Source organism: Streptomyces sp. NPDC019224, assembly GCF_040632605.1.
GTDB lineage: Bacteria > Actinomycetota > Actinomycetes > Streptomycetales > Streptomycetaceae > Streptomyces.
In genome coordinates, this window is the sequence record NZ_JBEYCF010000001.1 from 189,740 (window position 1) to 213,458 (window position 23,719).

At 70.5% G+C, this 23,719-nt stretch carries 25 protein-coding genes and 1 pseudogene; 12 read left to right on the forward strand and 14 right to left on the reverse strand.

Annotated features, from left to right (window positions below; all coding sequences use genetic code 11):
- Positions 1–476 precede the first annotated feature (476 nt).
- The 3 genes and pseudogenes from ABZ564_RS00970 to ABZ564_RS00980 form a co-directional block, all read right to left on the reverse strand.
- Positions 477–1,263: pseudogene (locus tag ABZ564_RS00970) on the reverse strand (IS630 family transposase).
- Positions 1,264–1,402: 139 nt separating this feature from the next.
- Positions 1,403–1,744, reverse strand: a complete 342-nt coding sequence (locus ABZ564_RS00975; protein WP_360847352.1) for a hypothetical protein — start codon at positions 1,742–1,744, stop codon at positions 1,403–1,405.
- An 83-nt stretch (positions 1,745–1,827) separates the two neighbouring features.
- A complete protein-coding gene (locus ABZ564_RS00980; protein ID WP_360847355.1) occupies positions 1,828–1,971 on the reverse strand; it encodes a hypothetical protein in 144 nt (47 codons plus the stop codon).
- Between the two features lie 661 nt (positions 1,972–2,632).
- Between ABZ564_RS00980 and ABZ564_RS00985 the strand changes: the two genes are divergently transcribed.
- The 7 genes from ABZ564_RS00985 (at position 2,633) to ABZ564_RS01015 (ending at position 10,121) form a co-directional block, all read left to right on the forward strand.
- Positions 2,633–3,673: a BMP family ABC transporter substrate-binding protein gene (locus ABZ564_RS00985; protein ID WP_360847358.1), complete on the forward strand. Its 1,041-nt coding sequence runs from the start codon at positions 2,633–2,635 to the stop codon at positions 3,671–3,673.
- A gap of 308 nt (positions 3,674–3,981) precedes the next feature.
- Positions 3,982–5,571 (forward strand): ABC transporter ATP-binding protein, encoded by a 1,590-nt coding sequence (locus ABZ564_RS00990; protein ID WP_360847361.1) that lies wholly within the window; start codon positions 3,982–3,984, stop codon positions 5,569–5,571.
- Positions 5,568–6,683, forward strand: a complete 1,116-nt coding sequence (locus ABZ564_RS00995; protein WP_360847364.1) for an ABC transporter permease — start codon at positions 5,568–5,570, stop codon at positions 6,681–6,683. The genes ABZ564_RS00990 and ABZ564_RS00995 overlap by 4 nt, the downstream gene beginning before the upstream one ends.
- Entirely contained in the window at positions 6,680–7,969 is a 1,290-nt protein-coding gene (locus ABZ564_RS01000; RefSeq protein ID WP_360847367.1) for an ABC transporter permease, read from the forward strand. The genes ABZ564_RS00995 and ABZ564_RS01000 overlap by 4 nt, the downstream gene beginning before the upstream one ends.
- Positions 7,966–8,370: a cytidine deaminase gene (locus ABZ564_RS01005; protein ID WP_360847370.1), complete on the forward strand. Its 405-nt coding sequence runs from the start codon at positions 7,966–7,968 to the stop codon at positions 8,368–8,370. The genes ABZ564_RS01000 and ABZ564_RS01005 overlap by 4 nt, the downstream gene beginning before the upstream one ends.
- A gap of 117 nt (positions 8,371–8,487) precedes the next feature.
- Positions 8,488–9,765, forward strand: coding sequence for a thymidine phosphorylase (locus ABZ564_RS01010; RefSeq protein ID WP_360847373.1), 1,278 nt, complete (start codon positions 8,488–8,490; stop codon positions 9,763–9,765).
- Positions 9,766–9,809: 44 nt separating this feature from the next.
- The gene (locus ABZ564_RS01015; RefSeq protein WP_360847376.1) at positions 9,810–10,121 is read left to right on the forward strand and encodes an STAS domain-containing protein; all 312 of its coding nucleotides are present in this window, start codon (positions 9,810–9,812) and stop codon (positions 10,119–10,121) included.
- Positions 10,122–10,144: 23 nt separating this feature from the next.
- On the opposite strand, the gene ABZ564_RS01020 is transcribed toward ABZ564_RS01015, so the two are convergent.
- The 4 genes from ABZ564_RS01020 to ABZ564_RS01035 form a co-directional block, all read right to left on the reverse strand.
- Positions 10,145–10,453, reverse strand: a complete 309-nt coding sequence (locus tag ABZ564_RS01020; protein ID WP_360847379.1) for a hypothetical protein — start codon at positions 10,451–10,453, stop codon at positions 10,145–10,147.
- On the reverse strand, positions 10,450–11,469 hold the full coding sequence (locus ABZ564_RS01025; protein WP_360847382.1) for a sigma-70 family RNA polymerase sigma factor: 1,020 nt from the start codon (positions 11,467–11,469) through the stop codon (positions 10,450–10,452). Before ABZ564_RS01025 ends, ABZ564_RS01020 begins: the two co-directional genes overlap by 4 nt.
- A gap of 103 nt (positions 11,470–11,572) precedes the next feature.
- Positions 11,573–12,289 (reverse strand): L,D-transpeptidase, encoded by a 717-nt coding sequence (locus ABZ564_RS01030; RefSeq protein WP_360847385.1) that lies wholly within the window; start codon positions 12,287–12,289, stop codon positions 11,573–11,575.
- A 105-nt stretch (positions 12,290–12,394) separates the two neighbouring features.
- On the reverse strand, positions 12,395–13,693 hold the full coding sequence (locus tag ABZ564_RS01035; protein ID WP_360847388.1) for an MFS transporter: 1,299 nt from the start codon (positions 13,691–13,693) through the stop codon (positions 12,395–12,397).
- Positions 13,694–13,756: 63 nt separating this feature from the next.
- Here ABZ564_RS01035 and ABZ564_RS01040 point away from each other — a divergent pair, with 63 nt between their 5' ends.
- Complete coding sequence (locus tag ABZ564_RS01040) at positions 13,757–14,707, forward strand: LysR family transcriptional regulator (protein ID WP_360847391.1); 951 nt, start codon at positions 13,757–13,759, stop codon at positions 14,705–14,707.
- Between the two features lie 225 nt (positions 14,708–14,932).
- On the opposite strand, the gene ABZ564_RS01045 is transcribed toward ABZ564_RS01040, so the two are convergent.
- The gene (locus ABZ564_RS01045) at positions 14,933–15,697 is read right to left on the reverse strand and encodes an alpha/beta hydrolase (protein WP_360847394.1); all 765 of its coding nucleotides are present in this window, start codon (positions 15,695–15,697) and stop codon (positions 14,933–14,935) included.
- Positions 15,698–15,847: 150 nt separating this feature from the next.
- On the opposite strand from ABZ564_RS01045, the gene ABZ564_RS01050 reads away from it, so the two are divergent.
- Positions 15,848–17,002, forward strand: a complete 1,155-nt coding sequence (locus ABZ564_RS01050) for an adenosine deaminase (protein WP_360847397.1) — start codon at positions 15,848–15,850, stop codon at positions 17,000–17,002.
- 134 nt (positions 17,003–17,136) lie between these two features.
- Positions 17,137–17,451, forward strand: a complete 315-nt coding sequence (locus tag ABZ564_RS01055) for a hypothetical protein (RefSeq protein WP_360847400.1) — start codon at positions 17,137–17,139, stop codon at positions 17,449–17,451.
- Between the two features lie 71 nt (positions 17,452–17,522).
- Here ABZ564_RS01055 and ABZ564_RS01060 read toward each other — a convergent pair whose 3' ends face one another.
- From ABZ564_RS01060 to afsQ1, 5 genes are all read right to left on the reverse strand, one after another.
- Positions 17,523–17,726: a PspC domain-containing protein gene (locus ABZ564_RS01060; RefSeq protein ID WP_360847403.1), complete on the reverse strand. Its 204-nt coding sequence runs from the start codon at positions 17,724–17,726 to the stop codon at positions 17,523–17,525.
- A gap of 91 nt (positions 17,727–17,817) precedes the next feature.
- Positions 17,818–18,366 (reverse strand): VanZ family protein, encoded by a 549-nt coding sequence (locus ABZ564_RS01065; protein ID WP_360847406.1) that lies wholly within the window; start codon positions 18,364–18,366, stop codon positions 17,818–17,820.
- A gap of 96 nt (positions 18,367–18,462) precedes the next feature.
- Complete coding sequence (locus ABZ564_RS01070) at positions 18,463–19,074, reverse strand: hypothetical protein (protein WP_360847409.1); 612 nt, start codon at positions 19,072–19,074, stop codon at positions 18,463–18,465.
- Positions 19,071–20,612, reverse strand: a complete 1,542-nt coding sequence (locus tag ABZ564_RS01075) for a HAMP domain-containing sensor histidine kinase (protein WP_360847412.1) — start codon at positions 20,610–20,612, stop codon at positions 19,071–19,073. Before ABZ564_RS01075 ends, ABZ564_RS01070 begins: the two co-directional genes overlap by 4 nt.
- The gene (afsQ1, locus tag ABZ564_RS01080; protein ID WP_026171255.1) at positions 20,609–21,286 is read right to left on the reverse strand and encodes a two-component system response regulator AfsQ1; all 678 of its coding nucleotides are present in this window, start codon (positions 21,284–21,286) and stop codon (positions 20,609–20,611) included. The genes ABZ564_RS01075 and afsQ1 overlap by 4 nt, the downstream gene beginning before the upstream one ends.
- A gap of 212 nt (positions 21,287–21,498) precedes the next feature.
- Between afsQ1 and ABZ564_RS01085 the strand changes: the two genes are divergently transcribed.
- A complete protein-coding gene (locus ABZ564_RS01085) occupies positions 21,499–22,242 on the forward strand; it encodes a SigE family RNA polymerase sigma factor (protein WP_360847416.1) in 744 nt (247 codons plus the stop codon).
- Positions 22,243–22,471: 229 nt separating this feature from the next.
- On the opposite strand, the gene ABZ564_RS01090 is transcribed toward ABZ564_RS01085, so the two are convergent.
- On the reverse strand, positions 22,472–23,116 hold the full coding sequence (locus tag ABZ564_RS01090) for an ATP-binding protein (RefSeq protein ID WP_360847418.1): 645 nt from the start codon (positions 23,114–23,116) through the stop codon (positions 22,472–22,474).
- Positions 23,117–23,256: 140 nt separating this feature from the next.
- On the opposite strand from ABZ564_RS01090, the gene ABZ564_RS01095 reads away from it, so the two are divergent.
- Positions 23,257–23,673, forward strand: a complete 417-nt coding sequence (locus tag ABZ564_RS01095; protein WP_360847421.1) for a hypothetical protein — start codon at positions 23,257–23,259, stop codon at positions 23,671–23,673.
- Positions 23,674–23,719 lie beyond the last annotated feature (46 nt).

The following is a 23,719-nucleotide window of genomic DNA, read 5'->3' on the forward strand; positions in this document are numbered from 1 at the left end:
TCAGCGACGGGTGCAGGCGACACCGAGCGAGCGAGTCAGTCGTGCTCTGCCTCGATGCTGCCGACGGTGGAGCGGTCTGCTGGTTGGTCGACCCACGAGTGCAGGGGAAGGATGGCCCGGTCATGAGCGCAAAGCGCGCGCAACCGACTGCCGTTCCTGAGACGACTCCTTGGATCCGGTCTTTTGATGCAGGACTCCTCGTTCCTTGCGTGCCGTCATCCGCGTACGTGTGCTTTGCCAGATCTTGGGTCGGCAGAGTTCTGGTTCCCAAGGGTGAGATAGGAGGAGATTGCCCACTCGATGGCCGTTCCGTTTTTTTCTCCCCTCGGCGTGCTTGATGAGGGAATCAGGAGTCGGCCAACAAGAGAAAGGACTGCCTTAACTCGTGCGGCGACTAGCAGAGTGACGGGAGCGGCAGAAATCTTTTTCTCTGCTATTCGAGCACCGGACTGGGTTCGCGAAAATCCTCGCATTGATCAGAAACTCATGGGGTTCTCGTCCAGGACGTAGCGGACGTGTGGGCCGCCGAAGTAGCCGTGGACGATGTGTGGCTGGCGTTGGCGTCTGCGGAAGAAGCGGCGGGTCTCGGCGGCGAGTTCGGCCTGGTCTCGGGCCCGGTGCTGTTTGGGCAGGCTGTGCTTGAGGTCCGCGTTGACCAGCTCGTCGGGGTTCAGCTCGGGCGAGTACGGGGGCAGGAAGTGCAGCTCGATGTCGTTGGGGTGGGCGGCCAGCCAGGTGCGGACCTTCTTCGAGCGGTGGGCGGAGTGCCCGTTGACCACGAGGTGGATCTTGGTCTCGACGTGGCCGGCGAGCCGGTCCAGGAAGCGGCACATCACCTCGGCGGTGAAGCTCTCGGTGAAGACCATGAAGTGCATCCGGGTCCTGCTCGACGGCCCGCTTGTCGGGGCGTTGGAAGGACAGTCCCCAACGCTTCAAGTACTTGCCCACACCCGGCTCGGTCAGCCGCACCCGGTACAGCTTCGCGATCAGCTCGCCCACCAACCGCCGCGTCCACAGCTGACCGGAAAGCCCCACGTCACAGGGCCGGTGATCGAGGACTGCCTGCCGCACCGCGGCCTGCTCGGCCTCCCCGAGCACCTGGTGCACCCCGACCGGCTTGCCCCGCGGGCGCATCGCCAGGGCCTCCCGGCCGCCGGTCTGCCACTTCGCCCACCAGATGTCGACCGCCTTCAGCGACACCCCGAACACCGCGGCCACGTCCTCACGGTCCCGCCCCGCCACCAACGCCGCCACCGCCCGCAACCGCAGGGCCTCCTGCGCCGACGGCGACAGATGCCGCGCGTCCCCCACCAGATCGCTCACGCACCAACAACGACCCAGAACCCAAACCGTTTCTGATCAATAGGAGGTGCCGCGCACGACGATGCACTGAGAATTTCTGTCACAGACGTGTTCGAGTCAGCCCCACCTTGTAGACGCCCACGCTTGTGTTATCGGAGCACTGGGCGCTGGAGGTCTTGCCGTTGCCCACCCGGTTCCCGTTGACGTGCCACTGGCTACCGCGCGGATCGATACAGGTGAGACGGACCTGGACGCCTTCGAGAGGGTAGGGGAGCATGCCGGTGCACTTGGCGTAGCCCTTGTAGGGCGCGGTGCTTGACTTCCAGGTGTCGCAGTCGACGGAGGCTGTGCCGACCTCTGCTGCGCTTGCGGAGGGTGCGGTGACGGCGATCGAGCCGGCTGCGAGGACGAGCCCGGCGGCCAGGCTAAGCATCTTCTTCATGGTTGCCTCTCAGTGGCGTGGTCAGTGGTTGAGGGCTGCGGGCGCCCCTTGCGAAGGCTGCAGGCTCAAGGGGCGGCCTGATGCTAGGCGCTGAACGAGACGCCGGTCTTGAGGATGCCGACGTTGGGGTTGTCCGAGCACTTGACGGTCGAGGTCTGGGTGTTTCTTACCCACGGGCCGTACGCGATCCAGGTGCTTCCGCGCGGATCGACACAGGTGACCTTCACCCGAAATTTATCGAATGAGGATATTTCGCTGCAGTAGGCGGAGCCGGTGTAGGGTGCACTATTTGACGTCCAGGTCTTGCAGTTTCCTATGCCGGCAGATGCGGCGGGGGCCACAACTCCCGCGGTGGCCAGAACTGCTGTCGTGATCGAAAAGATGGAGATTATTCGCTTCATTTTTCCCCTCTGGTTGAAGATTTGTATCGCGATTCGGAATGAGTCGGATTGATTGAATCCGGCTCAAATTAACGACGATGCACCTCGTTAGATTCTCCCGATTTGGCGAATTACATTATTTAACAAAGCTTTAAGATTTGAGTCAACCGTTTCTCTGGGTTTGGCTGAATGTCATGAGATGAAGGTGATGAAATGTGAGTGATATTCATGTATGGGTGTTTTGCGCTGAGAGGTGTGGCCTGTTTCGCTTGTACGGCCTTCGGTGGCGTGCGACCCGCGGCGTGGCCCCAAGGCGATCGAGGAAGAGGCCCTCGCCGCCTCCGCGTTGCTCCACGTCACCCATCCGTAACCGGACAGGTCGCCCCGTGTTCGCGACGATCCGATAACGGCTGCCGTACAGGTCCTTATCTGACATCTACGCGCGTTACGATCGCCGCGAAACCAGCGCCGGAAGAGGCGCTTCGGTCAGGTTTGAAGGAGCCTTCCCTTGCGCCGGGTATCCAAGATCAGTGCCGCGATCGCCGTCACCGCGGCCCTCGCGCTCACCGCCACCGCGTGTGGCGAGTCGTCCGACGAGAGTTCCGGCTCGGACGACGGCAAGATGAAGATCGGTATGGCCTACGACGTCGGCGGCCGTGGCGACAACTCGTTCAACGACTCCGCCGCGCGCGGCCTGGACAAGGCCAAGGCCGAGTTCGGCGCCGAGACGAAGGAGCTCACCGCCAAGACCGGTGAGAGCTCGGCCGACCGCGACCAGCGCCTCCAGTCCCTCGCGGAGGGCGGCTACAACCCGGTCATCGCGATCGGCTTCGCGTACAAGGAGGCGGTCGACAAGATCGCGCCCAAGTACCCGAAGATCACCTTCGGCCTGGTCGACTCGGTCTCCGACGTGAAGAACGTCGACAACATCGTCTTCACCGAGGAGCAGGGCTCGTACCTCGCCGGTGTCGCGGCGGCGCTGAAGTCCAAGGATGGCAAGGTCGGCTTCATCGGCGGTGTGGACCTCCCGCTGATCAAGAAGTTCGCCGCCGGTTTCCGTCAGGGCGTCCTGGACACCAAGCCGAAGGCCACGGTGCAGATCCAGTACCTGTCCACCGGCTCGGACCTGTCCGGCTTCGGCAGCCCCGACAAGGGCAAGGCCGCCGCCAAGGGCATGCTCGACAAGGGCATCGACGTCATCTTCGCCGCCGCGGGCGGCTCGGGCGCCGGCTCGATCGAGGCCGTCGCCGGCAAGAAGGGCGCCTGGTCCATCGGCGTCGACTCCGACCAGGCCAAGGACCCGGCCCTGTCGAAGTACGCGGACACGATCATGACCTCGGTCGTCAAGAACGTCGACGCAGGCGTCTTCGACCTGGTCAAGTCGGTCAAGGACGGCAAGCCGGTGACCGGCACCGAGACCTACTCCCTGGCCAAGGGCGGCGTCAGCCTGACCACCACGGGTGACCACCTCAAGGACATCCAGACCCAGCTCGACGAGGCGAAGAAGAAGATCGTCGACGGCACCATCACGGTCAAGACCACGACCTGATCCGGCCGTCGATCGGGGTCCGGGCGAGCGGCTTCGGCCGCCCGTCCCGGGCCCCGATTCACGTACCCCGGCGGGGTGCGGGCCGTCTGTGATCGGCTGGCCAACGATTCGGCGACGCTACGCGCGTAGCGGCGGGACTGGGACCGGCCCGGCGCGATACGTTTTCCGCCGCGCCCGTACGCCCTCCCGTACCCCACGAGCCGTACACCTCCCCACCCGCCATCCACCGCCTTCCCGTCCTCACCGCCCCCGCCCTCCGCTCCTGCCAAGGAGAGTGCGCCATCAACGCGTCCAGCAGTCCCAACGCCGTGGAGCTCCGCGGTATCACCAAGCGGTTCCCCGGGGTCGTGGCCAACCACGACATCGACATCACCGTGCGCCGCGGCACCGTCCACGCCCTCGTCGGCGAGAACGGCGCCGGCAAGTCCACTCTGATGAAGATCCTTTACGGCATGCAGAAGCCGGACGAGGGCACCATCGCGGTGGACGGCGAACAGGCCGTGTTCTCCAACCCGGGCGACGCCATCGACCGCGGCATCGGCATGGTGCACCAGCACTTCATGCTCGCCGACTACCTCACCGTCCTGGAGAACGTGGTCCTGGGCTCCGAGAAGCTGTACGGCATCGGCGATCGGGCCCGCGCCAAGATCAGAGAGATCTCCGACGCCTACGGGCTGGGCATCCGCCCGGACGCCATGGTCGAGGACCTCGGGGTCGCCGACCGTCAGCGCGTGGAGATCCTCAAGGTCCTCTACCGGGGCGCCCGCACCCTGATCCTCGACGAGCCCACCGCCGTCCTCGTCCCGCAGGAGGTCGACGCGCTCTTCGACAACCTGCGCGAGCTCAAGGCCGAGGGCCTGACCGTCATCTTCATCTCGCACAAGCTGGGCGAGGTCCTGTCGGTCGCCGACGAGATCACCGTCATCCGGCGTGGCACCACCGTCGGCACCGCCGACCCCCGGAACACCACGACCAAGCAGCTCGCCGAGCTGATGGTCGGCAGCGAGCTGCCCTCCCCGGAGACCCGCGAATCGACGGTCACCGACACGCCCATGCTCACCGTCGACGGCCTGCGGCTCACCGCGACCGACCCGGACGGCGCCGTGCGCGCCGTGCTCGACGGCATCACCTTCACCATCCACAAGGGCGAGGTCCTGGGCATCGCCGGCGTGGAGGGCAACGGCCAGTCCGAACTGGTCGACGCGATCATGGGCATGCGCACCCCGGACGAGGGCACCCTCACGCTGGATGCCGCGGACATCTCCCGCACCCCGACGCGCAAGCGCCGCGAGGGCGGCATGGCCGTCATCCCCGAGGACCGCCACCGGCACGGTCTCCTCCTGGAGGCACCGCTCTGGGAGAACCGCATCCTGGGCCATGTCACGGAGCGCCCCAACAGCCGGGGCGCCTTCCTCGACATCAAGGCCGCCCGCACCGACACCGAGCGGATCGTGCGCGAGTACGACGTCCGCACCCCCGGTATCGACGTCACTGCGGCCTCCCTCTCCGGCGGCAACCAGCAGAAGCTGATCGTGGGCCGCGAGATGAGCCACGCGCCCAAGCTGCTGATCGCCGCCCACCCCACCCGGGGCGTGGACGTCGGGGCGCAGGCGCAGATCTGGGACCAGATCCGCGAGGCCCGCAGCGAGGGCCTGGCGGTCCTGCTGATCTCCGCCGACCTGGACGAGCTGATCGGGCTCTCCGACACCCTGCGCGTCATGTACCGCGGCCGCCTGGTCGCGGACGCCGACCCGGCGACCATCACCCCCGAGGAGCTGGGCTCGGCGATGACGGGCGCGGCCAGCGGCCACCTCGAAGCGCCGGAGGAGGGCGGGGCGCCTGCCGCGCCCGCCACGGACGACGACACCGACCCCCGCGAAGGGGGAGAGGACCGATGAAGAAGATCGACAAGGAGCGTGTGCTCCTGGGGATCGCGGCCCCCGTACTCGCGATCGTGGTCGCCTTCCTGGTGACGGCACTCGTGCTCGCCGCCACCGGCAAGGAGCCGTTCAACGCCTTCGGCATCATGTTCGACTACGGGCTGAAGTCGGACAGCCAGGTCTACATCCTGAACAAGGCGACGACGTACTACCTCGCGGGTCTCGCGGTGGCCGTCGGCTTCCGGATGAACCTCTTCAACATCGGCGTCGACGGGCAGTACCGCCTCGCCGCGTTCTTCGCCGCCGCGCTCGGCGGCGCGCTGACCCTGCCCGGCGCCCTGCAGATCCCGCTGATCATCCTCACCGCGATGATCGTCGGCGCCATGTGGGCCGGCATCGCCGGTCTGCTCAAGGTCACCCGGGGCGTCAGCGAGGTCGTCTCGACGATCATGCTGAACTCCATCGCGACCGCGGTCATCGGCTACCTGCTCCAGCAGAACCGCCTCGGCCACCTCGACGAGGCCGGCACCAAGATCTCCACCAAGCCGCTCCCGGAGTCCTCGCACTTCTTCGAGTTCCCGACGACGCCGACGCCCGTCTGGGGCTTCATCGTCGTCGCAGTCGCTGCGGGCATCGCGTACTGGTTCACGCTCTCCCGCACCCGCTTCGGCTTCGACCTGCGCACGGTCGGCCAGTCCGGCTCCGCCGCCGAGGCCAGCGGCGTCAACGTCCGCCGCATGGTCATCACCTCGATGCTCATCTCGGGCGCCGTCGCCGGCCTCATCGGCATGCCGACGCTGCTCAACGACAGCCACGAGTTCAGCGGCGACTTCCCCGTGGGCATCGGTTTCACCGGCATCGCCATCGCCCTCCTCGGTCGCAACCACCCCATCGGCATCGCGCTCGGCGCGCTGCTCTGGGGCTTCCTGGAGCGCGGCACCGGAAAGCTGGAGTTCGAGGGATACGACAAGGAGATCGTCGGCGTGATCCAGGGCGTCATCGTCCTGTGCGTCGTCATCGCCTACGAAGTCGTCCGCCGCTACGGACTCAAGCGCCAGCAGAGCAAGGTCGGCGCGGAACTCGCCGCACAGGCCGCCCGTAACTCCGACCAGCAGGAGGTGTCGGCGTGACCGTCACGGCGACTTCCACCCCGCCCCCGGCGGCCCCCAAGGTCTCCGGCGGCAAGAGCGGCCGTTCCCGCCTCTCCTTCCCCGTACTCCTGCTGATCATCGCGGGCGTCCTGCTCGCGCTGTCCGCCGTACGCGCCATCACCGGCGCCCAGGACGTCACCTCGGCGGGCCAGATCAGCGCCGCCCTCGCCATGGCCGTGCCGATCGGTCTCGCCGGTCTCGGCGGCCTGTGGTCCGAACGCGCCGGCGTGGTCAACATCGGCCTCGAAGGCATGATGATCCTCGGCACCTTCTTCGGTGCCTGGGCCGGCTGGCAGACCAGCCCCTGGCTCGGCGTCCTCGCCGGCGTCATCGGCGGCATGCTCGGCGGTCTGCTCCACGCGGTCGCGACCATCACCTTCGGCGTCGACCACATCATCTCCGGCATCGCCATCAACATCTTGGCGCTCGGCTTCACCACCTACTTCGCCAAGCTGTGGTTCAACAGCGGCGAGGCGGCGGCCAAGGGCGGCTCCCCGAAGCAGTCCCCGCCGGCCGACGAGATCACCTCGGTGACCATCCCCGGCCTCTCCGACGGACTGCACTCCATCGAGAAGCACCACTGGTTCTTCGTCTCCGACCTGGCCGGCATCCTCGGCGGCCTCGTCACCAACCTCTCGCTGCTGACGATCCTGGCCGTCGTCCTGTTCGTCGCGACCTTCTTCGTCCTGTGGAAGACGGCGTTCGGCCTGCGGCTGCGCTCCTGCGGCGAGAACCCGGTCGCCGCCGAATCGCTCGGTGTCAACGTCTACACGTACAAGTACGTCGCGGTGATCGTCTCCGGGGGCCTCGCCGGGCTCGGCGGAGCCTTCCTCTCCCTGGTCACCTCGCACATCTACAACGAGGGCCAGACCGGCGGACGCGGTTACATCGGTCTCGCCGCGATGATCTTCGGCAACTGGCGTCCCGGCGGACTCGCCATGGGCGCGGGCCTGTTCGGCTTCGCCGACGCGCTCCAGCTGCGCAACGGCGGCGAGTCCGTCCACGCGCTGCTCCTGCTGCTGTTCGTCGTGCTCGCCGGTCTCGCCGTGTGGAAGCTCTACCGCAAGAGCTACGTGCAGGGCGTCGTCAGCGCGGTCATCGCCGCCGTCGTCCTGGTCTGGTATCTCGGTACGGACAGCGTGCCCACCGAGTTCGTCAGTGCCACGCCGTACATCGTCACGCTGCTCGTCCTCTCGCTCTCCGCGCAGCGGCTGCGGATGCCGAAGGCGGACGGCATGCGCTATCGCAAGGGTCAGGGCAAGTGACGCCCCCGGCCTTCACCGAAGCCGGCTGGGACGCCCTGCGGGCCGCCGCCCGGGACGCCATGTCCCGGGCGTACGCCCCGTACTCCGGCTACCCGGTCGGCGTCGCCGCCCGCGTCGACGACGGCCGCACCATCACCGGCTGCAACGTCGAGAACGCCTCGTACGGGATCGGGCTCTGCGCCGAGTGCGGCCTGGTCTCCCAGCTGCACGCCACGGGCGGCGGCCGGCTGACCCACTTCACCTGCGTGGACGGGGCGGGCGAGATCCTGGTCCCGTGCGGTCGGTGCAGGCAGCTGCTGTACGAGTTCGGCGGCCCGGAGCTCGTCCTGGAGACCCCGGACGGCCTCCGCACCCTGGACGAGATGCTGCCGCAGGCGTTCGGCCCGTCGCACCTCGGCTGACAACGCGCCGGGTGGGCCCGCTCTCCGGGCCCACCCGGCGCCCCTTTCTCCCTCTATGCGCGTAGAGTCAACGGCACTCATCGCGTGTGTACGTACCGGCCGGAAGGACGCCAGACCATGGACGCCATCTCCGTCATCCGCACCAAGCGGGACCGAGGCGAGCTGACACCCGAGCAGATCGACTGGGTCATCGACGCGTACACCCGCGGCGAGGTCGCCGACGAGCAGATGTCCGCGCTGGCCATGGCGATCCTGCTGAACGGCATGAACCGTACGGAGATCGCCCGCTGGACCGCCGCGATGATCGCCTCCGGCGAGCGGATGAACTTCGACGCCCTCTCGCGCCCCACCACGGACAAGCACTCCACCGGCGGCGTCGGCGACAAGATCACCCTCCCGCTCGCCCCGCTCGTCGCCGCCTGCGGTGCCGCCGTGCCCCAGCTCAGCGGACGCGGCCTCGGCCACACCGGCGGCACCCTCGACAAGCTGGAGTCCGTCCCCGGCTGGCGCGCCCACCTCTCGAACGCCGAGATGCTGGACGTCCTCGACACCACCGGCGCCGTCATCTGCGCGGCGGGCGACGGCCTCGCCCCCGCCGACAAGAAGCTGTACGCGCTGCGCGACGTCACCGGCACCGTCGAGTCGATCCCGCTCATCGCCAGCTCGATCATGTCCAAGAAGATCGCCGAGGGCACCGGCGCCCTCGTCCTGGACGTCAAGGTCGGCTCCGGCGCCTTCATGAAGACCCTCGACGACGCCCGCGAGCTCGCCTCCACCATGGTCGCGCTCGGCACCGACAGCGGCGTCCGCACGGTCGCCCTGCTCACCGACATGTCCACCCCCCTCGGCCTCACCGCCGGCAACGCCCTGGAGGTCCGCGAGTCCGTCGAGGTCCTGGCCGGCGGCGGCCCGAGGGACGTCGTCGACCTCACCCTGGCCCTCGCCCGCGAGATGCTGGACGCGGCCGGCCTCAAGGACGCCGACCCGGAGAAGGCCCTCCGGGACGGCTCCGCGATGGACGTCTGGCGCCGCATGATCTCCGCCCAGGGCGGCGACCCCGACGCCCCGCTCCCGGTCGCCCGCGAGCGGCACGTCATCAGGGCCTCCTCCACCGGCGTCCTGACCCGCCTGGACGCCTACGACATCGGCGTCGCCGCCTGGCGCCTCGGCGCGGGCCGCGCCCGCAAGGAGGACCCGGTCCAGGCCGGCGCCGGCATCGAACTCCACGCCAAGCCCGGCGACGAGATCACCGACGGCCAGCCGCTGCTGACGCTGCACACGGACACCCCGGAGAAGTTCGACTACGCCCTCAAGGCCCTCCCGGACGCCTACGACATCGCCCCGGCGGGCACGCCGTTCACGGCGACCCCGGTGGTACGGGAGCGCATCGCCTGACGCCCCCGCGATGACTTTCCGGCGCGCCGCCGGTCTCCTTGGGTATGAACCCCAAGCGGCCGGCGGCCGTCGTCGTCCTCCCGGGCCACCTGACCCGGGCCGATGTGCCACGCCTGTGCGCGGAACTGGAGGCCCTGCTGTCAGCCGCCCCCGAAGCCCATGAGGTGCACTGCGACGCGAGCGCCGTCGGCCACCCGGACCTGATCACGGTGGAGGCCGTGGCCCGCCTCTCCCTGACCGCCCGCAGGGCCGGGGGCCGCCGCCTGCGGCTGCGCGACGCCCAGCCGGGGCTGCGGGCGCTGCTGGACCTGGTGGGGCTGGGGGAGGCGACGGGGGCCGCCGAGCCCTCGCCCTGAGCCGCCGGTCCCGCCCTCCGGCGTCAGTCGTCCACCACCGCGTAGTCGCACAACACCGCCGTGACGTGGCTCTGGACGCCGTCCTTCGTCATGTCACCGGCCAGCGGGGCAAAGGCCGGCGGAGCGGGGCTCGGCGAGCGCTTCGCCGCCCGCATCGCCTCCGCGCAGTCGAACTCCGGCTGCGGTCCCGGCTCGGCGGCCGACGACGGTGGCGTCACCGGCGCGGGCCCCGACGTCGCCGTCGGCTCACCGAGCCACTGCGTGACCCCCCACCCCGCGCCCGCGAGCACCACCCAGCCCGCCACCACCGCCCGCACCACGCGCCGCCTCACGCCGCATCCGCCTCCAGGCGGTCGGGGAAGCCGAACAGCGGGAACCAGCGCGGGGTGTCCAGGAAGCAGTGCATGCCCGTGATCGCGCCGTCCGATATGTCGATGACCTGGACCGCCCACGGGACGAAGCCGGGGCCCTCCGGGTCCGGCTTGTAGTGGGCGAAGGCCGGGGTGCCGTTGGCGGAGGTCGCGAGCAGGCGGGAGCCGGCGCAGCTCGCGCCGATGGACGTCATGAAGCCGGTGATGTCCTCGTGGCCCCGGAGCCAGAGGTCGAACGGCGGCATCGTCATCACCGCGTCCTCGTGGAGGAGGGCGGTCAGGGCCTTCATGTCGTAGCCCTCGAACGCCGCCACATACCGTTCGAGGAGGGCGGCCTGCTCCTCGTCGAGGGGGTTCGCGGCGTCGGCGGCCACGGCCTCGTGGTCGGTCAGCGTGGCCCGGGCGCGCTGGAGGGCGCTGTTGACCGAGGCGACCGAGGTGCCGAGCAGTTCCGCGACCTCGGCGGCCTTCCACGCCAGGACCTCGCGCAGGATCAGTACGGCCCGCTGCTTCGGCGGCAGGTGCTGGAGCGCGGCGACGAACGCGAGGCGTACCGACTCGCGCGCCACCGCCGCCTCCGCCGGGTCGTCGGTCGTCGGGATGATCCGGCCGTCCGGCATCGGCTCCAGCCAGGTGTTCTCCGGCAGCGGGTTGAGCGCGGCCTGCGCGAGCGGCGTCGGCCCCGACAGGTCGACCGGCCTCGCCCGCTTCCTGCCCGCGTTCAGCATGTCGAGGCAGACGTTCGTCGCGATGCGGTACAGCCAGGACCGCAGCGAGGACCGGCCCTCGAACTTGTCGAAGTTGCGCCAGGCCCGCACCAGCGTGTCCTGGACGGCGTCCTCCGCCTCGAAGGCCGAGCCGAGCATCCGGTAGCAGTAACCGGTCAGCTCGACCCGGTGTCCTTCCAGGCGGCTGTCGATGTCGCCCCTCGGGCGGGTCCCCGTACCGGAGCCCGCCGCCGCTGTCGGTTCACCCATCGCCCGCTCCACCCCTGTCGTGCTGTGACACCGCTCACTTCACCCAGCACCTCGGAAGCTACCGCAGGGGACTGACAGCGGGGGTGGGAAGAGCGGAAAGCGGTCAGGTTCCCGGCTTGCGGCCGTACACGTAGACGTCGTCGCCGTTCTTCAACAGGTTCCAGTATGACTTCGCGTCCGAGGTCCGCATGTTGACGCAGCCGTGCGACCCCGGCGGGTTCCACATCTTCACGCCGACCGCGTGGAACGCCTGGCCGCCGTCGAAGAACTGCGAGTACGGCATGGCCACGTGGTAGATCGACGACACGTGGTTCTGGTGGCGCCAGGAGATCTTCTTGGCGCCGGTCCGGGTCTCGTACCCGTCGCGCCCGGTCCGCACCGGTACCGGCCCGAACTTCAGCTTCTCGCCGTCCTGGATCCAGCTGATCTGCCGCGTCAGGTCGACACAGGCGATGCGCCCCTTGTCGGTGGGGCACTTCCCGGCCTGGTTCGGGTTCTTCCCGGCCGCCTTCTGCGCGGTGAGCGTCTGCATCGTGCGCCATGTGACCGGCCCCGCGTAACCGATGGTCGGAGTGACCCCGTACGTGCTCTGGAACGAGCGGATCGCCGTGCAGTCGGCCGCCGACTGCCTGCCGTCCACCTTCAGGCCCAGGTACTTCTCGGCCTGCTTCTGGTACGGCCCCGCGGACGCCGTGCAGGACGCCGCCTGTGCGGTGCCGCCCGTACCGAGGACGAACGCCGGTATCGCGGCCAGGCCCGCGACGGACAGGACGAGTCCCCGTCGCGCCCGTATGACCCCGATATCCCGTATGTTCCGCATGTTCTTCCTGTCTTCCATGTACACGCCGACTCCCCTTCGCGCGCACCGCGACGGTTCCGTCTGCTGGATGCGCGAAGGGGAGCGGTTGGTTGTGCGCCGTATGTCTCAGTTCCGTACGGACGCCACGGCGGCGGGCCGCAGCCGTTCGGCGCGGGCGACCCGGGTCCCGTACAGCGTGACGGACACGACTCCGAGGACCGCGAGCAGCCCCAGCGTGACCGTGCCCGCCCAGCCGCCGGCGTGGAAGGCTACCGCGCCGAGCGTGCCGCCCGCGCTGGAGCCCAGGTAGTACGCCGACTGGTAGAGCGCGGACGCCTGGGCGCGGCCCGTCGTCGCCGTACGGCTCACCGACGACGAGGCGACCGCGTGCCCGGCGAAGAAGCCCGCCGTGATCAGCACCAGGCCCAGCAGCACGGCGGCCAGCCGGTCGGCCAGCGAGAGCAGCAGGCCGGCGGCCGTGGTGGAGACGGCGAGGTACAGCGCGCCCCGCCGCCCGAGCCGGCCCACGAGCCGCCCGGCGGCGGCGGAGGAGACCGTACCGACGAGGTACACCAGGAAGATCGAACCGACGACGCCCTGCGGCAGGCTGAACGGAGCCTCGACGAGCCGGTAACCGATGACGGTGTAGACGGCCCCGAACACCGTCATGAACAGCGCGCCGATCGCGTACAGCCGGCGCAGCAGCGGGTTGGCGAGGTGCGTGCCGACCGTACGGGCGAGCGCCTTCGGGTTCAGCGTCCCGGGGGTGAAGTTCCGGGCGCGCGGGATCATGAAGTGGAAGACGACCGCGCAGGCCACGGCCAGCAGACCGACCGCGCCGAGCGCCGCCCGCCAGCCCCACAGCTGCGCGATCCAGCCGGTGAGGATGCGACCGCTCATCCCGCCGATGCTGTTGCCGGCCACGAACAGCCCGATCGCGGCGACGAGCGCCTTGGGCCGCACCTCTTCCGCCAGGTACGCCATCGCGGAGGCGGGCAGCCCGGCGAGTGCGGCACCTTGCACGGCGCGCAGCGCGATCAGCCAGCCCAGCGAGGGCGCGAACGGTACGAACAGCCCGACCGTGACCGCGATCACCAGCGAGGCGGTCATCATCTGCCGCCGCCCGAACCGCTCGGACAGCGCGCTCATCGGCAGCACGCACAGCGCCAGCGCGCCCGTCGCGGCGGACACGGTCCAGCTCGCCTGCCCGGCCGTGGCGCCGAAGGACGCGGAGACGGCGGGCAGCAGCGCCTGCGTGGAGTAGAGGAGCGCGAACGTGGCGACACCGGCGGCGAAGAGGGCGAAGCTCATCCGGCGGTAGCCGGGACCCCCGGGTTCGAGCCGGTCGGTGGTGTCGGTGACGGGGGACGACTGGGTCGAGGCGGCCACGACGAGGGTGGACGCCCCGGTACTGGCGGGAGGCATGCAAGGAACGTAGGCCGCGCGCCTCTCATGCGTCCAATGCACAAACAGCGAATAATCAATCCCATGGTGCATCAACGCAGCTCACAGCCCCGGCTGTCACCCAGTAGTTACGAAGAAGACATTCGCGCGGTACTTGCGCCCCGCCTCGCCTACTTCGAGGCGGTCGCCCGCCACGAACACGTCACCCGTGCCGCCCAGGAGCTGGGCGTCCCGCAGTCCACGCTCTCGCGGGCGATGGTGCGGCTGGAGGACGACCTGGGCGTCGCCCTGTTCGCCCGCAAGGGCCGCACGGTCTCCCTCACCCCGGCCGGCCGCACCTTCCTCGGCTCGGCGGAGCGCGCCCTCGCCGAGGTGGAGAAGGCCGCCGACTCGGTACGCGCCGACGCCGACCCCACCGCCGGCAAGGTCGCCTTCGGCTTCCTCCACACCCTGGGCTCGGAAACCGTCCCCGCCCTCATCCGCGCCTTCCGCGTCGACCACCCCCGGGTCCGCTTCCAGCTCGTCCAGAACTACGGCGAGGCCATGATCGAACGCCTCCGCGCCGGCGGCCTCGACCTCTGCCTCACCTCCCCCGTCCCGGACGCCCCCGACCTGGTCGCCCGCCGCCTGGACGAACAACGCCTGCGCCTGGTCGTCCCCGAGGACCACCCCCTGGCCACCCGCCGCCGCATCCGCCTCGCCGAAGCCGCCGACGAGACCTTCGTCACCCTGGAACCCGGCTACGGCCTCCGCCGCATCACGGACGACCTCTGCGCGGAAGCGGGCTTCGTCCCCCGCGTGGCCTTCGAGGGCGAGGAGGCGGAGACCCTGCGCGGCCTGGTGGCGGCGGGCCTGGGCGTGGCGTTGCTCCCACCGCCGGCGGTGGCCCGGCCGGGGGTGGTGGAGCTGACGGTGACGGCCCCGAGGGCGGCCCGCGAGATCGGCGTGGCCTGGCTGGACGGCCACCCGGACACCCCGCCGGTGGCGGCGTTCAAGCGGTTCCTGCTGTCGCGGCGGGGGAGTCTGCTGGGGTAGGGGGCCGGGGGTCCCCCGGTCCGGGGTCCCCGTGCCCCGGAGCGGATCGCCAGAGATCGGGGGCCCCGACGGATACCATCCCCGCGCGTGCGGAGAGGGCCCCTGTTCGCTGGTTCATGAAGTTCATCACCACGAACCGCTCCCCGCGCGCGCGGGGCTGGTCCCCCGCCTCTCACGGTCGGAATCAGTTTGGACGTCTGCTCCCCGCCCTCCGGGGGAGGCCCCTCAACCCGCCCCCAACGACTCCCCGAACCCCACCGCCAGCGGCATCCGCAGTCCCAACGGCGGCGGAGCCGCCAGCGCGTCCGCGACCGGTCGGGCGTACGCGTGTCCGAACAGGGCGCCCCGGACGAAGTCGGCGGCCAGCGCGGCGACTTCCGCGCGGTGCTGGCGCAGGGCGTGCCCGTCCGAGTGGACCTCGAAGCGGCAGGTGTCGCGGTTGGCCTTCTTGGCGCGTTCGGCCAGGCGGAACGACAACTCCGGGTCGCAGTGCGTGTCGTTGGTGCCGTGGGCCAGCAGGACCGGGCGGCCGACGAGGTGCTTGACCGGTTCGGGGTCGGCGGACGGGTCGCCCGGGAGCCAGGGAGCCATGGCCAGGACCGCGCCGACCGCCGGGTGGCCGCCGGCGCGCAGGGCCGCGCGGGCGCCCATGCCGTGGCCGGCCAGGCAGACGGGGACGTCGCCGTAGCGGCGTACCGCCTCGTCCACCGCCCACTCCGCGTCCGCCGCGAGGTGGGCCTCGCCCTCGTTCCAGCCGCGGCAGCGGTAGCGCACCACGTGGGCGGCGAGACCGTCGGCGCGGGCCGCGCGGGTCAGGGCGCGGGCCAGCGGGAGCAGACGGGCGTGGGAGAGGGCGGAGGGGCGGCGGTGCGAGTGGGGTTCGCCGTCCGGGAGCAGCAGGACCACGCCGCCGACCGTTGTTGCTCCGGCCGCCGCTCCGACGGCCCGTCCCAGCCGTGCCGCGGGCTGGGGGAGTGCGCGCTGTGCCATGGCGTAACAGTGCCAGACGAGCGTGTGTACGCCACCTCTGTTCGCGGTGTCTGTTACGTGCCGCCGCGGCGCGCCTCACGCGAGCGCGGTCCACCGTTCCGTTATGCGGCGACAAGCGCGCTCTACGCGCGTAGGCGCTACAGTGCCTGGATGATGAGCCCGACTCCCGACGTGCCCGGCCAGGATCAGATCCGGCGTGCCCCCAAGGTCCTTCTGCACGACCACCTCGACGGCGGCCTGCGGCCGGGGACGATCGTCGAGCTCGCCCGTGCGAGCGGTTACGACGCGCTTCCCGAGACCGAGCCGGACAAACTCGGCATCTGGTTCCGGGAGGCCGCCGACTCCGGTTCGCTGGAGCGGTATCTGGAGACGTTCGCGCACACCTGCGCCGTCATGCAGACCCGTGACGCGCTCGTCCGGGTCGCGGCCGAGTGCGCGGAGGACCTGGCGGCCGACGGTGTCGTGTACGCCGAGGTGCGGTACGCCCCCGAGCAGCACCTGGAGGCCGGGCTGACCCTCGAACAGGTCGTCGAGGCCGTCAACGAGGGGTTCCGCGAGGGCGAGCGGCGGGCCCGGCGGGACGGGAACCGTATCCGGGTCGGCGCCCTGCTCACCGCGATGCGGCACGCCGCCCGGTCGCTGGAGATCGCCGAACTGGCCAACCGCTACCGCGACCAGGGGGTCGTCGGCTTCGACATCGCGGGCGCCGAGGCGGGGTTCCCTCCCACCCGGCACCTGGACGCCTTCGAGTACCTCAAGCGCGAGAACAACCACTTCACGATCCACGCGGGCGAGGCGTTCGGGCTGCCGTCGATCTGGCAGGCCATCCAGTGGTGCGGCGCCGACCGGCTGGGTCACGGGGTCCGCATCATCGACGACATCGAGGTCGCCGAGGACGGCGGGGTGAAGCTGGGCCGCCTCGCCTCCTACGTACGGGACAAGCGCATCCCGCTGGAGATGTGCCCGACCTCCAATCTGCAGACCGGGGCCGCGGCCTCGTACGCCGAGCACCCCATCGGGCTGCTGCGCAAGCTGCACTTCCGGGCCACGGTGAACACGGACAACCGGCTGATGAGCGGCACGAGCATGAGCCGGGAATTCGAGAAGCTGACCGAGACCTTCGGATACACGCTCGACGACATGCAGTGGTTCACCGTCAATGCGATGAAATCAGCGTTCATTCCTTTCGATGAACGTCTGGCGATGATCAATGACGTCATCAAGCCCGGATACGCCGAGCTGAAGTCCGAATGGCTTTTCGAGCAGACCGCTGCGACCAGCGTGTCTTCCTCGCTCGCCGGCTGACGGGCGGGCGCGGAGAACGGCCGGGGAAAGGTTTTCCCGGCCGTTTTCCGTGGTTGCGGACGTTTGCGGAGCGGGGTGGCGGCTGACTACGTTGCAAAGCCGCTCACATCCCCTTCCCCAAGGATGAATGTCATATGAAGCAGTCTGCTGCCAGGACTCTCGGCGTCGCCGCCCTCGGTGCCGCTTTCGCCGCTGCCGCCGCCGGTACCGCCTCGGCCACCGCGCTGCCGCCGGCGACCGCGACCAGTGTCCTGCCCGTCGCCGGCGCCGTGGCCGACGCCACCTCGACGCTGCCGGTCCAGGACACCGCCGACCAGCTCCTCGGCACCAGCCAGACGAAGGTTCTGGGCGACGCCACCACCCCCGTCAAGGGCCTCATCGGCGGCCTGCCGGCCGGCGGGGTGACGGCCAACGGCCTGTCCGCCAACGGTCTGCCGCTCGGCCGCTGAGCCGACGCCGGAACCCGCCTGTGGGCGGACACCCCGACCGGGTGTCCGCCCACAGGCATGGGTACGGGTGCTTACCAGGCGGTCGCCGACGACGGCCGTTCCCGGGGCAGCAGCAGCCACAGCGCCAGGTAGAGCAGGAACTGCGGGCCGGGCAGCAGGCACGAGACCAGGAAGATGACACGCATGGTCGTCGCGGATGTGCCGAAGCGCCGCGCCAGCGCCGCGCACACTCCGCCGATCATGCGTCCGTCACGGGGGCGGACAAGTGCGGCCATGGTGGACTCCTTCGCGAACCGTTGCGGGGAGCAGTCCGTCGTGCTCCCGATGCCTTCATCGTCGCGCGGCGACCAGGGGCGGAGCGTCGCTCTACGGGGCCATCCCGACCCTGGAAATCGTCCGGGTCGAACCCTGAGCCGCTTCATGGCCGCCCCGCGCCACCACCCGGGCCCCCTGCCCGCCGCGCCGCCGCAGGCGCGCCCGGCCCGCCGGTACGACCAGGACGTGGGCGAGCGCCACGCCCGCCGTGTTCAGGAACAGCGAGTCGACGTCGACCACCTGGCCCGGCACGCCGGTCTGCCCCAGCTCGATGGCCAGCGAGATCAGCGAACCGGCCGCGACCGTCCGGGCCAGCGACAGCCACGGGGACGCGTACAGCCGGCCGCCGGCCATCGGGAGCAGCACGCCCAGCGGCGCCAGCAGCAGGAGCCCTCCGCCGATCCGGCGGAACGCGGCGGCGGGACCGAGGGACAGATCGGCCTTGATGCCGGCGAACGGGGAGAGGTTGGCGGCATCCATCCACGGCACGTCCAGCGGGCGCAGAGTGAGCCACCCGACGAGCAGCAGATGCGCGAGGAGCAGCCACACCCCGGCCGCGCGGAAGCGGATGACGGCCTGGCCGTCCGTACCTTGACGCACGAAGCCCTAGACGCGGTCGGCGGCAGGATCGGTTCCGCGGGGACCGGGGAGACCTGGCTCACGGCGGCCGGGCCGGTATCCGTTCCCCCGGACGGCCTACGGCACCCCCACCGAACTCGGTACCGCCTTCGGGCTGGCCTTCGTCTCCGCCGTGCAGAGGTAGCCGCGGGCCGGGTAGTCGCCCGGGCCGCCCAGGGGCACCGTCTCGTCCGGGGTCAGCGACTCGCTGTCCGTGAACGTGCAGACGATCTGGGCCAGGGCCTCGGCCGGCAGGTCCTCCGGCTGCTCGCTGAGCCGCAGCGCGTCCTGCGCGTCGTCCGCGCGGGGGCCGGAGACCCGGAGCGACGCGGGGACGTCGGTGGAGAAGCCCGCCTGCCGTTCGTCGGCCGTGGGGCGCCTGCGCAGCTCGTCCAGCAGCTCGGTGGCCACCCGCAGCCGGTCGGTCTTCGCCTCCCGCACCCGCACCGCCCGGTCCACCGTCACCAGCTGCGAGGCGCAGACCAGGTAGACCTGCACGGGGATGCCCCGCCGGGCCTGCGACGCGGAGTCCTCGGCGGGCATCGCGCACGGCACCCGGGAGGGGGCGGCACCGGCGTCCACCGGCACCGAGGTCGTACGGATGCCGCAGCCCGCGGCCAGTACGGCACAGAGTGCGGCACCTGCCAGGGCGGCGGCGGTTCGGTTTCCCCGGCGTTCGCTGCGCCTCACGTCGCGTCGTCCTCCTGGTGGTCCGGTATCGGTGCGTCGTGATCATCGGGGGTGCGGTCCAGCGCCTCGGCGTCGCGGGGCAGGCGCAGGACGAAGACCGCGCCGTCACCGTCCGGCGAGTTCCGGGCGGTGATGTCGCCGTTGTGGATGTGCGCGTTCTCCATGGCGATGGAGAGCCCGAGCCCGCTCCCCTCCGAACGCGGCCTGGAAGCACTGGCCTTGTAGAACCGGTCGAAGACGTGCGGCAGTACGTCCTCGGGGATGCCGGGACCGTGGTCGCGGACCTCGATGACCAGCTCCTCGCCCTCGATGCGCACCGCGACCCGTACCGGCGAACCGCCGTGCTTGAGGGCGTTGCCGATGAGGTTCGCCAGGATCACGTCGAGCCGGCGCGGATCGAGGCGGACCGTCATGCCGCGCTCGGCGTCCAGTTCCACCGCGTCCAGCCACGCCCGGGCGTCGATGCAGGCGGTCACCTGGTCGGCCACGTCCACGTCGTCGAGGACCAGCCGGGCCGTGCCCGCGTCGAAGCGGGTCACCTCCATCAGGTTCTCCACCAGGTCGTTGAGGCGCCGGGTCTCACTGACCACCAGGTTCACGGCGGGCGCGATCATCGGATCGAGGCTGTCGGCCTCGTCCTCCAGCACCTCCGTGACCGCGGTGAGCGCCGTCAGCGGTGTGCGCAGCTCGTGCGACATGTCGGCGACGAAGCGGCGGCTGGCCTCCTCGCGCGCGCTCATGTCCGCGACCTTCTTCTCCAGCGAGCCGGCCGTCCTGTTGAACGTCCTTGAGAGTTCGGCCAGTTCATCGGTGCCGGACACCACCAGCCGGGTGTCGAGCTTGCCCTCGCCGAGCTTGCGGGCGGCGTCCCCGAGCCGCTGCACCGGCCGCAGCACGGTCGTCGCCGCCGCCTGCGCGAGCAGCGCGGAACCGACGAGGGCGAGCGCCGTGGCGATCCCCAGCGACCAGGCGAGCGAGCTGAGGTCCTGGCGCTCCTGGTCGAGCGACTTCAGCATGTAACCGGTCGGCCCGCCGCCGATGATCTTCGTGCCGGCGACCAGGTACGGCGTACCGCGGATCGAGGTGCGCTGCCAGAACAGGTGGTACTCGTACTTGTTGCCCGCCTCGACCGGCTGCTTGCGGTTCACCTGCTCCTGCAGCGACAGCGGCACGTTGCTGCGCGTGAAGGTGTCCAGGTCGGAGTTGCCGACGATGGGCTTGCCGGGGTCGCGCTCGTCGATCAGGAGCACGCTGTAGCCGGGACTGCTGCTCGCCATCTGCACGGCGGCCGTCTGCAGGTCCTCCTTGGTGGGGCGCAGCGGCAGCGACGCCGCCCTGGTCTGCATCTCCTGGCGGAAGTCCCCGAGCGCCGAGTCCTGCGTACGCGTCAGCACGGCCTCGCGGTTGAGCCAGTACGCGATTCCGGAAGCCGACGCGGCGGCGGTCAGCGCGACCAGGGCGAACACGACGACGAGCCGCAGCCGCAGGCTGGTCCAGCGGAGCCCGGCGAGCAGGCCCCGCCGTACAGCCGTGCTCACTGCGGCGAGTCCAGCCGGTATCCCACGCCCCGTACGGTACGGATCAGGGTCGGCGACGACGGTACGTCCTCCACCTTGGCGCGCAGGCGCTGGACACAGGCGTCCACCAGCCGGGAGTCGCCGAGGTAGTCGTGCTCCCAGACCAGGCGCAGCAGTTGCTGCCGGGACAGCGCCTGGCCCGGCCGGCGGCTCAGTTCGAGCAGGAGCCGCAGCTCGGTCGGCGTGAGCTGGAGGTCCTCACCGTTCTTGGTGACGGTCATGGCGGACCGGTCGATCACCACGTTCCCGAACGTCGCGGAGTCGGTCGACTCCCGCTCGCCGCGGCGCAGCACCGCGCGGATACGGGCGTCGAGCACCCGCCCCTGCACGGGCTTGACCACGTAGTCGTCGGCGCCGGACTCAAGACCCACCACGACGTCGATGTCGTCGCTGCGGGCGGTCAGCAGGATGATCGGCAGCTGGTCGGTGCGACGGATGCGCCGGCACACCTCGAAACCGTCGATCCCGGGCAGCATCACATCCAGCACGACCAGGTCGGGGCGCTGCTCGCGCAGCAGGTTGAGGCCGTCCTCTCCCGTCGCCGCAGTGGCCACACGGTGGCCCTGGCGCGACAGCGAGAGTTCGAGGGCCGTGCGGATGGCGTCGTCGTCCTCGATCAGCAACAGGAAAGGCACTGGGTCATTCTGACCCATGGGGCCTCCCAGTTCGACAGTTGGTCCCCTCCGATGCGTGCCCCGTACGTCCCTCATGCATCCGGAAGCACTGATTCGTGCCGTCGCCGGGCCCTGTGACAGGCCTGTGACAGTCGGCGGACAGCGCCATGAAACTGCCCCGGCAAGCTCGTTGACACAAGGAACGGACGGACTCCACCGATGGGGGGCGCGAGATGAACGCAACTCACAGCATCAACGCGAGCGCAGTTGTCACGCGTCTGCACGATGTCGGCCGGAGCACCGAGAAGTCCGGTGCCGCGGTGAACGGACGGGGGTGCGTTCGAGGCACCGGGCGTCAGCACACGTCGTTCATGACGGTGGTTGACGCGGGTAGCGGGGGAAGCGCGTACGGGGAGGGCCCGGGGGAGCGGAAGGCACCGGAGAGGTCCGAGGACGCCGAAGCGGCGTTCACGGCCTATGTCCGGGAGCGCCGCGCCTCCCTGTACGCCACCGCCTACCACCTGACCGGGGACCGGTTCGAGGCGGAGGACCTGCTGCAGAGCGCCCTCTTCTCGACGTACCGGGCCTGGGACCGGATCAGCGACAAGGCCGCCGTCGGCGGTTACCTGCGCCGCACGATGACCAATCTGCACATCAGTGCCTGGCGCAGGCGCAAGCTGAACGAATACCCGACCGAGGAGCTGCCGGAGACGGCGGGCGACACGGACGCGATGCGCGGTACGGAGCTGCGCGCCGTGCTCTGGCAGGCGCTGGCGCGACTGCCCGAGCTGCAGCGCACGATGCTCGTCCTGCGGTACTACGAGGGCCGTACGGACCCGGAGATCGCGTCCATCCTCGACATCAGTGTCGGCACGGTGAAGTCGAGCATCTGGCGGTCGCTCCGCCGGCTGCGCGAGGACGAGGTCCTCAGCTTCGGCCGTGACGAGGAGGAGTCCTTCGGCGAGCTGGTGGCCTGAAGGCTGGGGGGCGGGGGCGCCGCCGCTTCGGGGGAAGCGGTGGTGTCGTTACGGGGGAGGAACGGGGGCCCGGGACACGGGGGTGACGGGCGCCCGGGGGATATGGGGAAGCTGTGGGGTCGGACGGGCCGGGGGGTCTTGTCCGGCCCCGCGGCGCGTTTCGGGGGCTCTGCCCCGGACCCCCGGTCCTCGGCCGCCGGAGGGGCTTGAGGGCAGGGGGCCGGTCGCCTCAGTCGCCGGCAGGGCTTGAATGCGCCGGCGTCCGGCAGCGCCCCGCCGCCGCCGCGGCCAGTCGGCCCAGGGCCTCCGGCTTGTTGCAGGCGTGCGCGCCCAGCGCGACGTGGCGGGCCACGATGCGGCGTTCCGTGCGCATCAGGCGCCAGCCGCGCCGCAGCAGGAACGGGACCGACTTGCGGCCCTCGCGCAGGTCGCGCAGGAGGCGGCGGCGGAAGGTCGTCGAGGGGCGGCCGCGCAGGCAGAGGGCGTCGGCCAGCAGGCCCAGCGACTGGCAGCGGTCGATGATGTCCGCCGCGAAGATGCCCTCGGCCACGAAGAGCGGGGTGCGGCCGATGTGCAGGTGCTCGTGGCCGGTGCGGGAGCTGGTGGCGATGTCGTACACGGGGACGTCGGTGCGGCCGGTGCGGCAGAGCTCCGTGATCGCGGTGACCGCGGCGTCGGTGTCCCAGGAGTCCGGGGAGTCCCAGTCGATGTCCGTACTGCCGGGGACGAGCGGCAGGGTGGGGTCGCCCGCCTCCTTGTAGAAGTCGTCGAGCCGCAGCACCGGGAGGCCGGTGCGGGCGGCGAGGGACGACTTGCCGGAGCCGGAGGGGCCCGTCAGGAGGACGACGCGGGTCGAAAGCGCTTGGGAACTCACAGGACACGAGTGTGAGGCATCGACCCGCACGTGGGATCCCCGGAGGTCCTGTTGGTATCGCGCATCACACCTCAACTACGCTGTGCATTCGGTCGATTACAAGACCGATGGTCCGATCGTCCCGATCAGGTGGGAAATCCATGGCACGTCACGCACTTTCCAAGTCCCGGCACCGCGCCCTGCTGCGCGCAGGCCTGACCGTCACCGCGGTGGGCGCCGCCTTCGGCGCGGGGGGCGCGGCGGCCCAGGCGGCCCCGCTGCCCGTCGTCCAGGAGACCGGCACCGAAACCGTCCTCGGGGAGGCCGCCGGGGCGACCGGCGGCGCGGTCACCGGGGCGCTCGGCCACGCCGTGGAGAACGGCATCGCGCCCGTGACCCATCTGCGGCTCGACCCGCTGGCCGGCACCGGTACGGACCCGCTGGACAACGCGGTGGGCACCCAGGTCGCCGACTTCAAGCCGATCTCCACCGCCCTGGTCACCGACCCGCTGACGAGCGGCGGCGCCATCAAGGACCTGCCCGTCGTGGGCCCGGTCGTGGAGGGGCCGCGCGGCTGACAGCGGGACGGCCCGTCTCCCGGAGGCACCTCCGGGAGACGGGCCG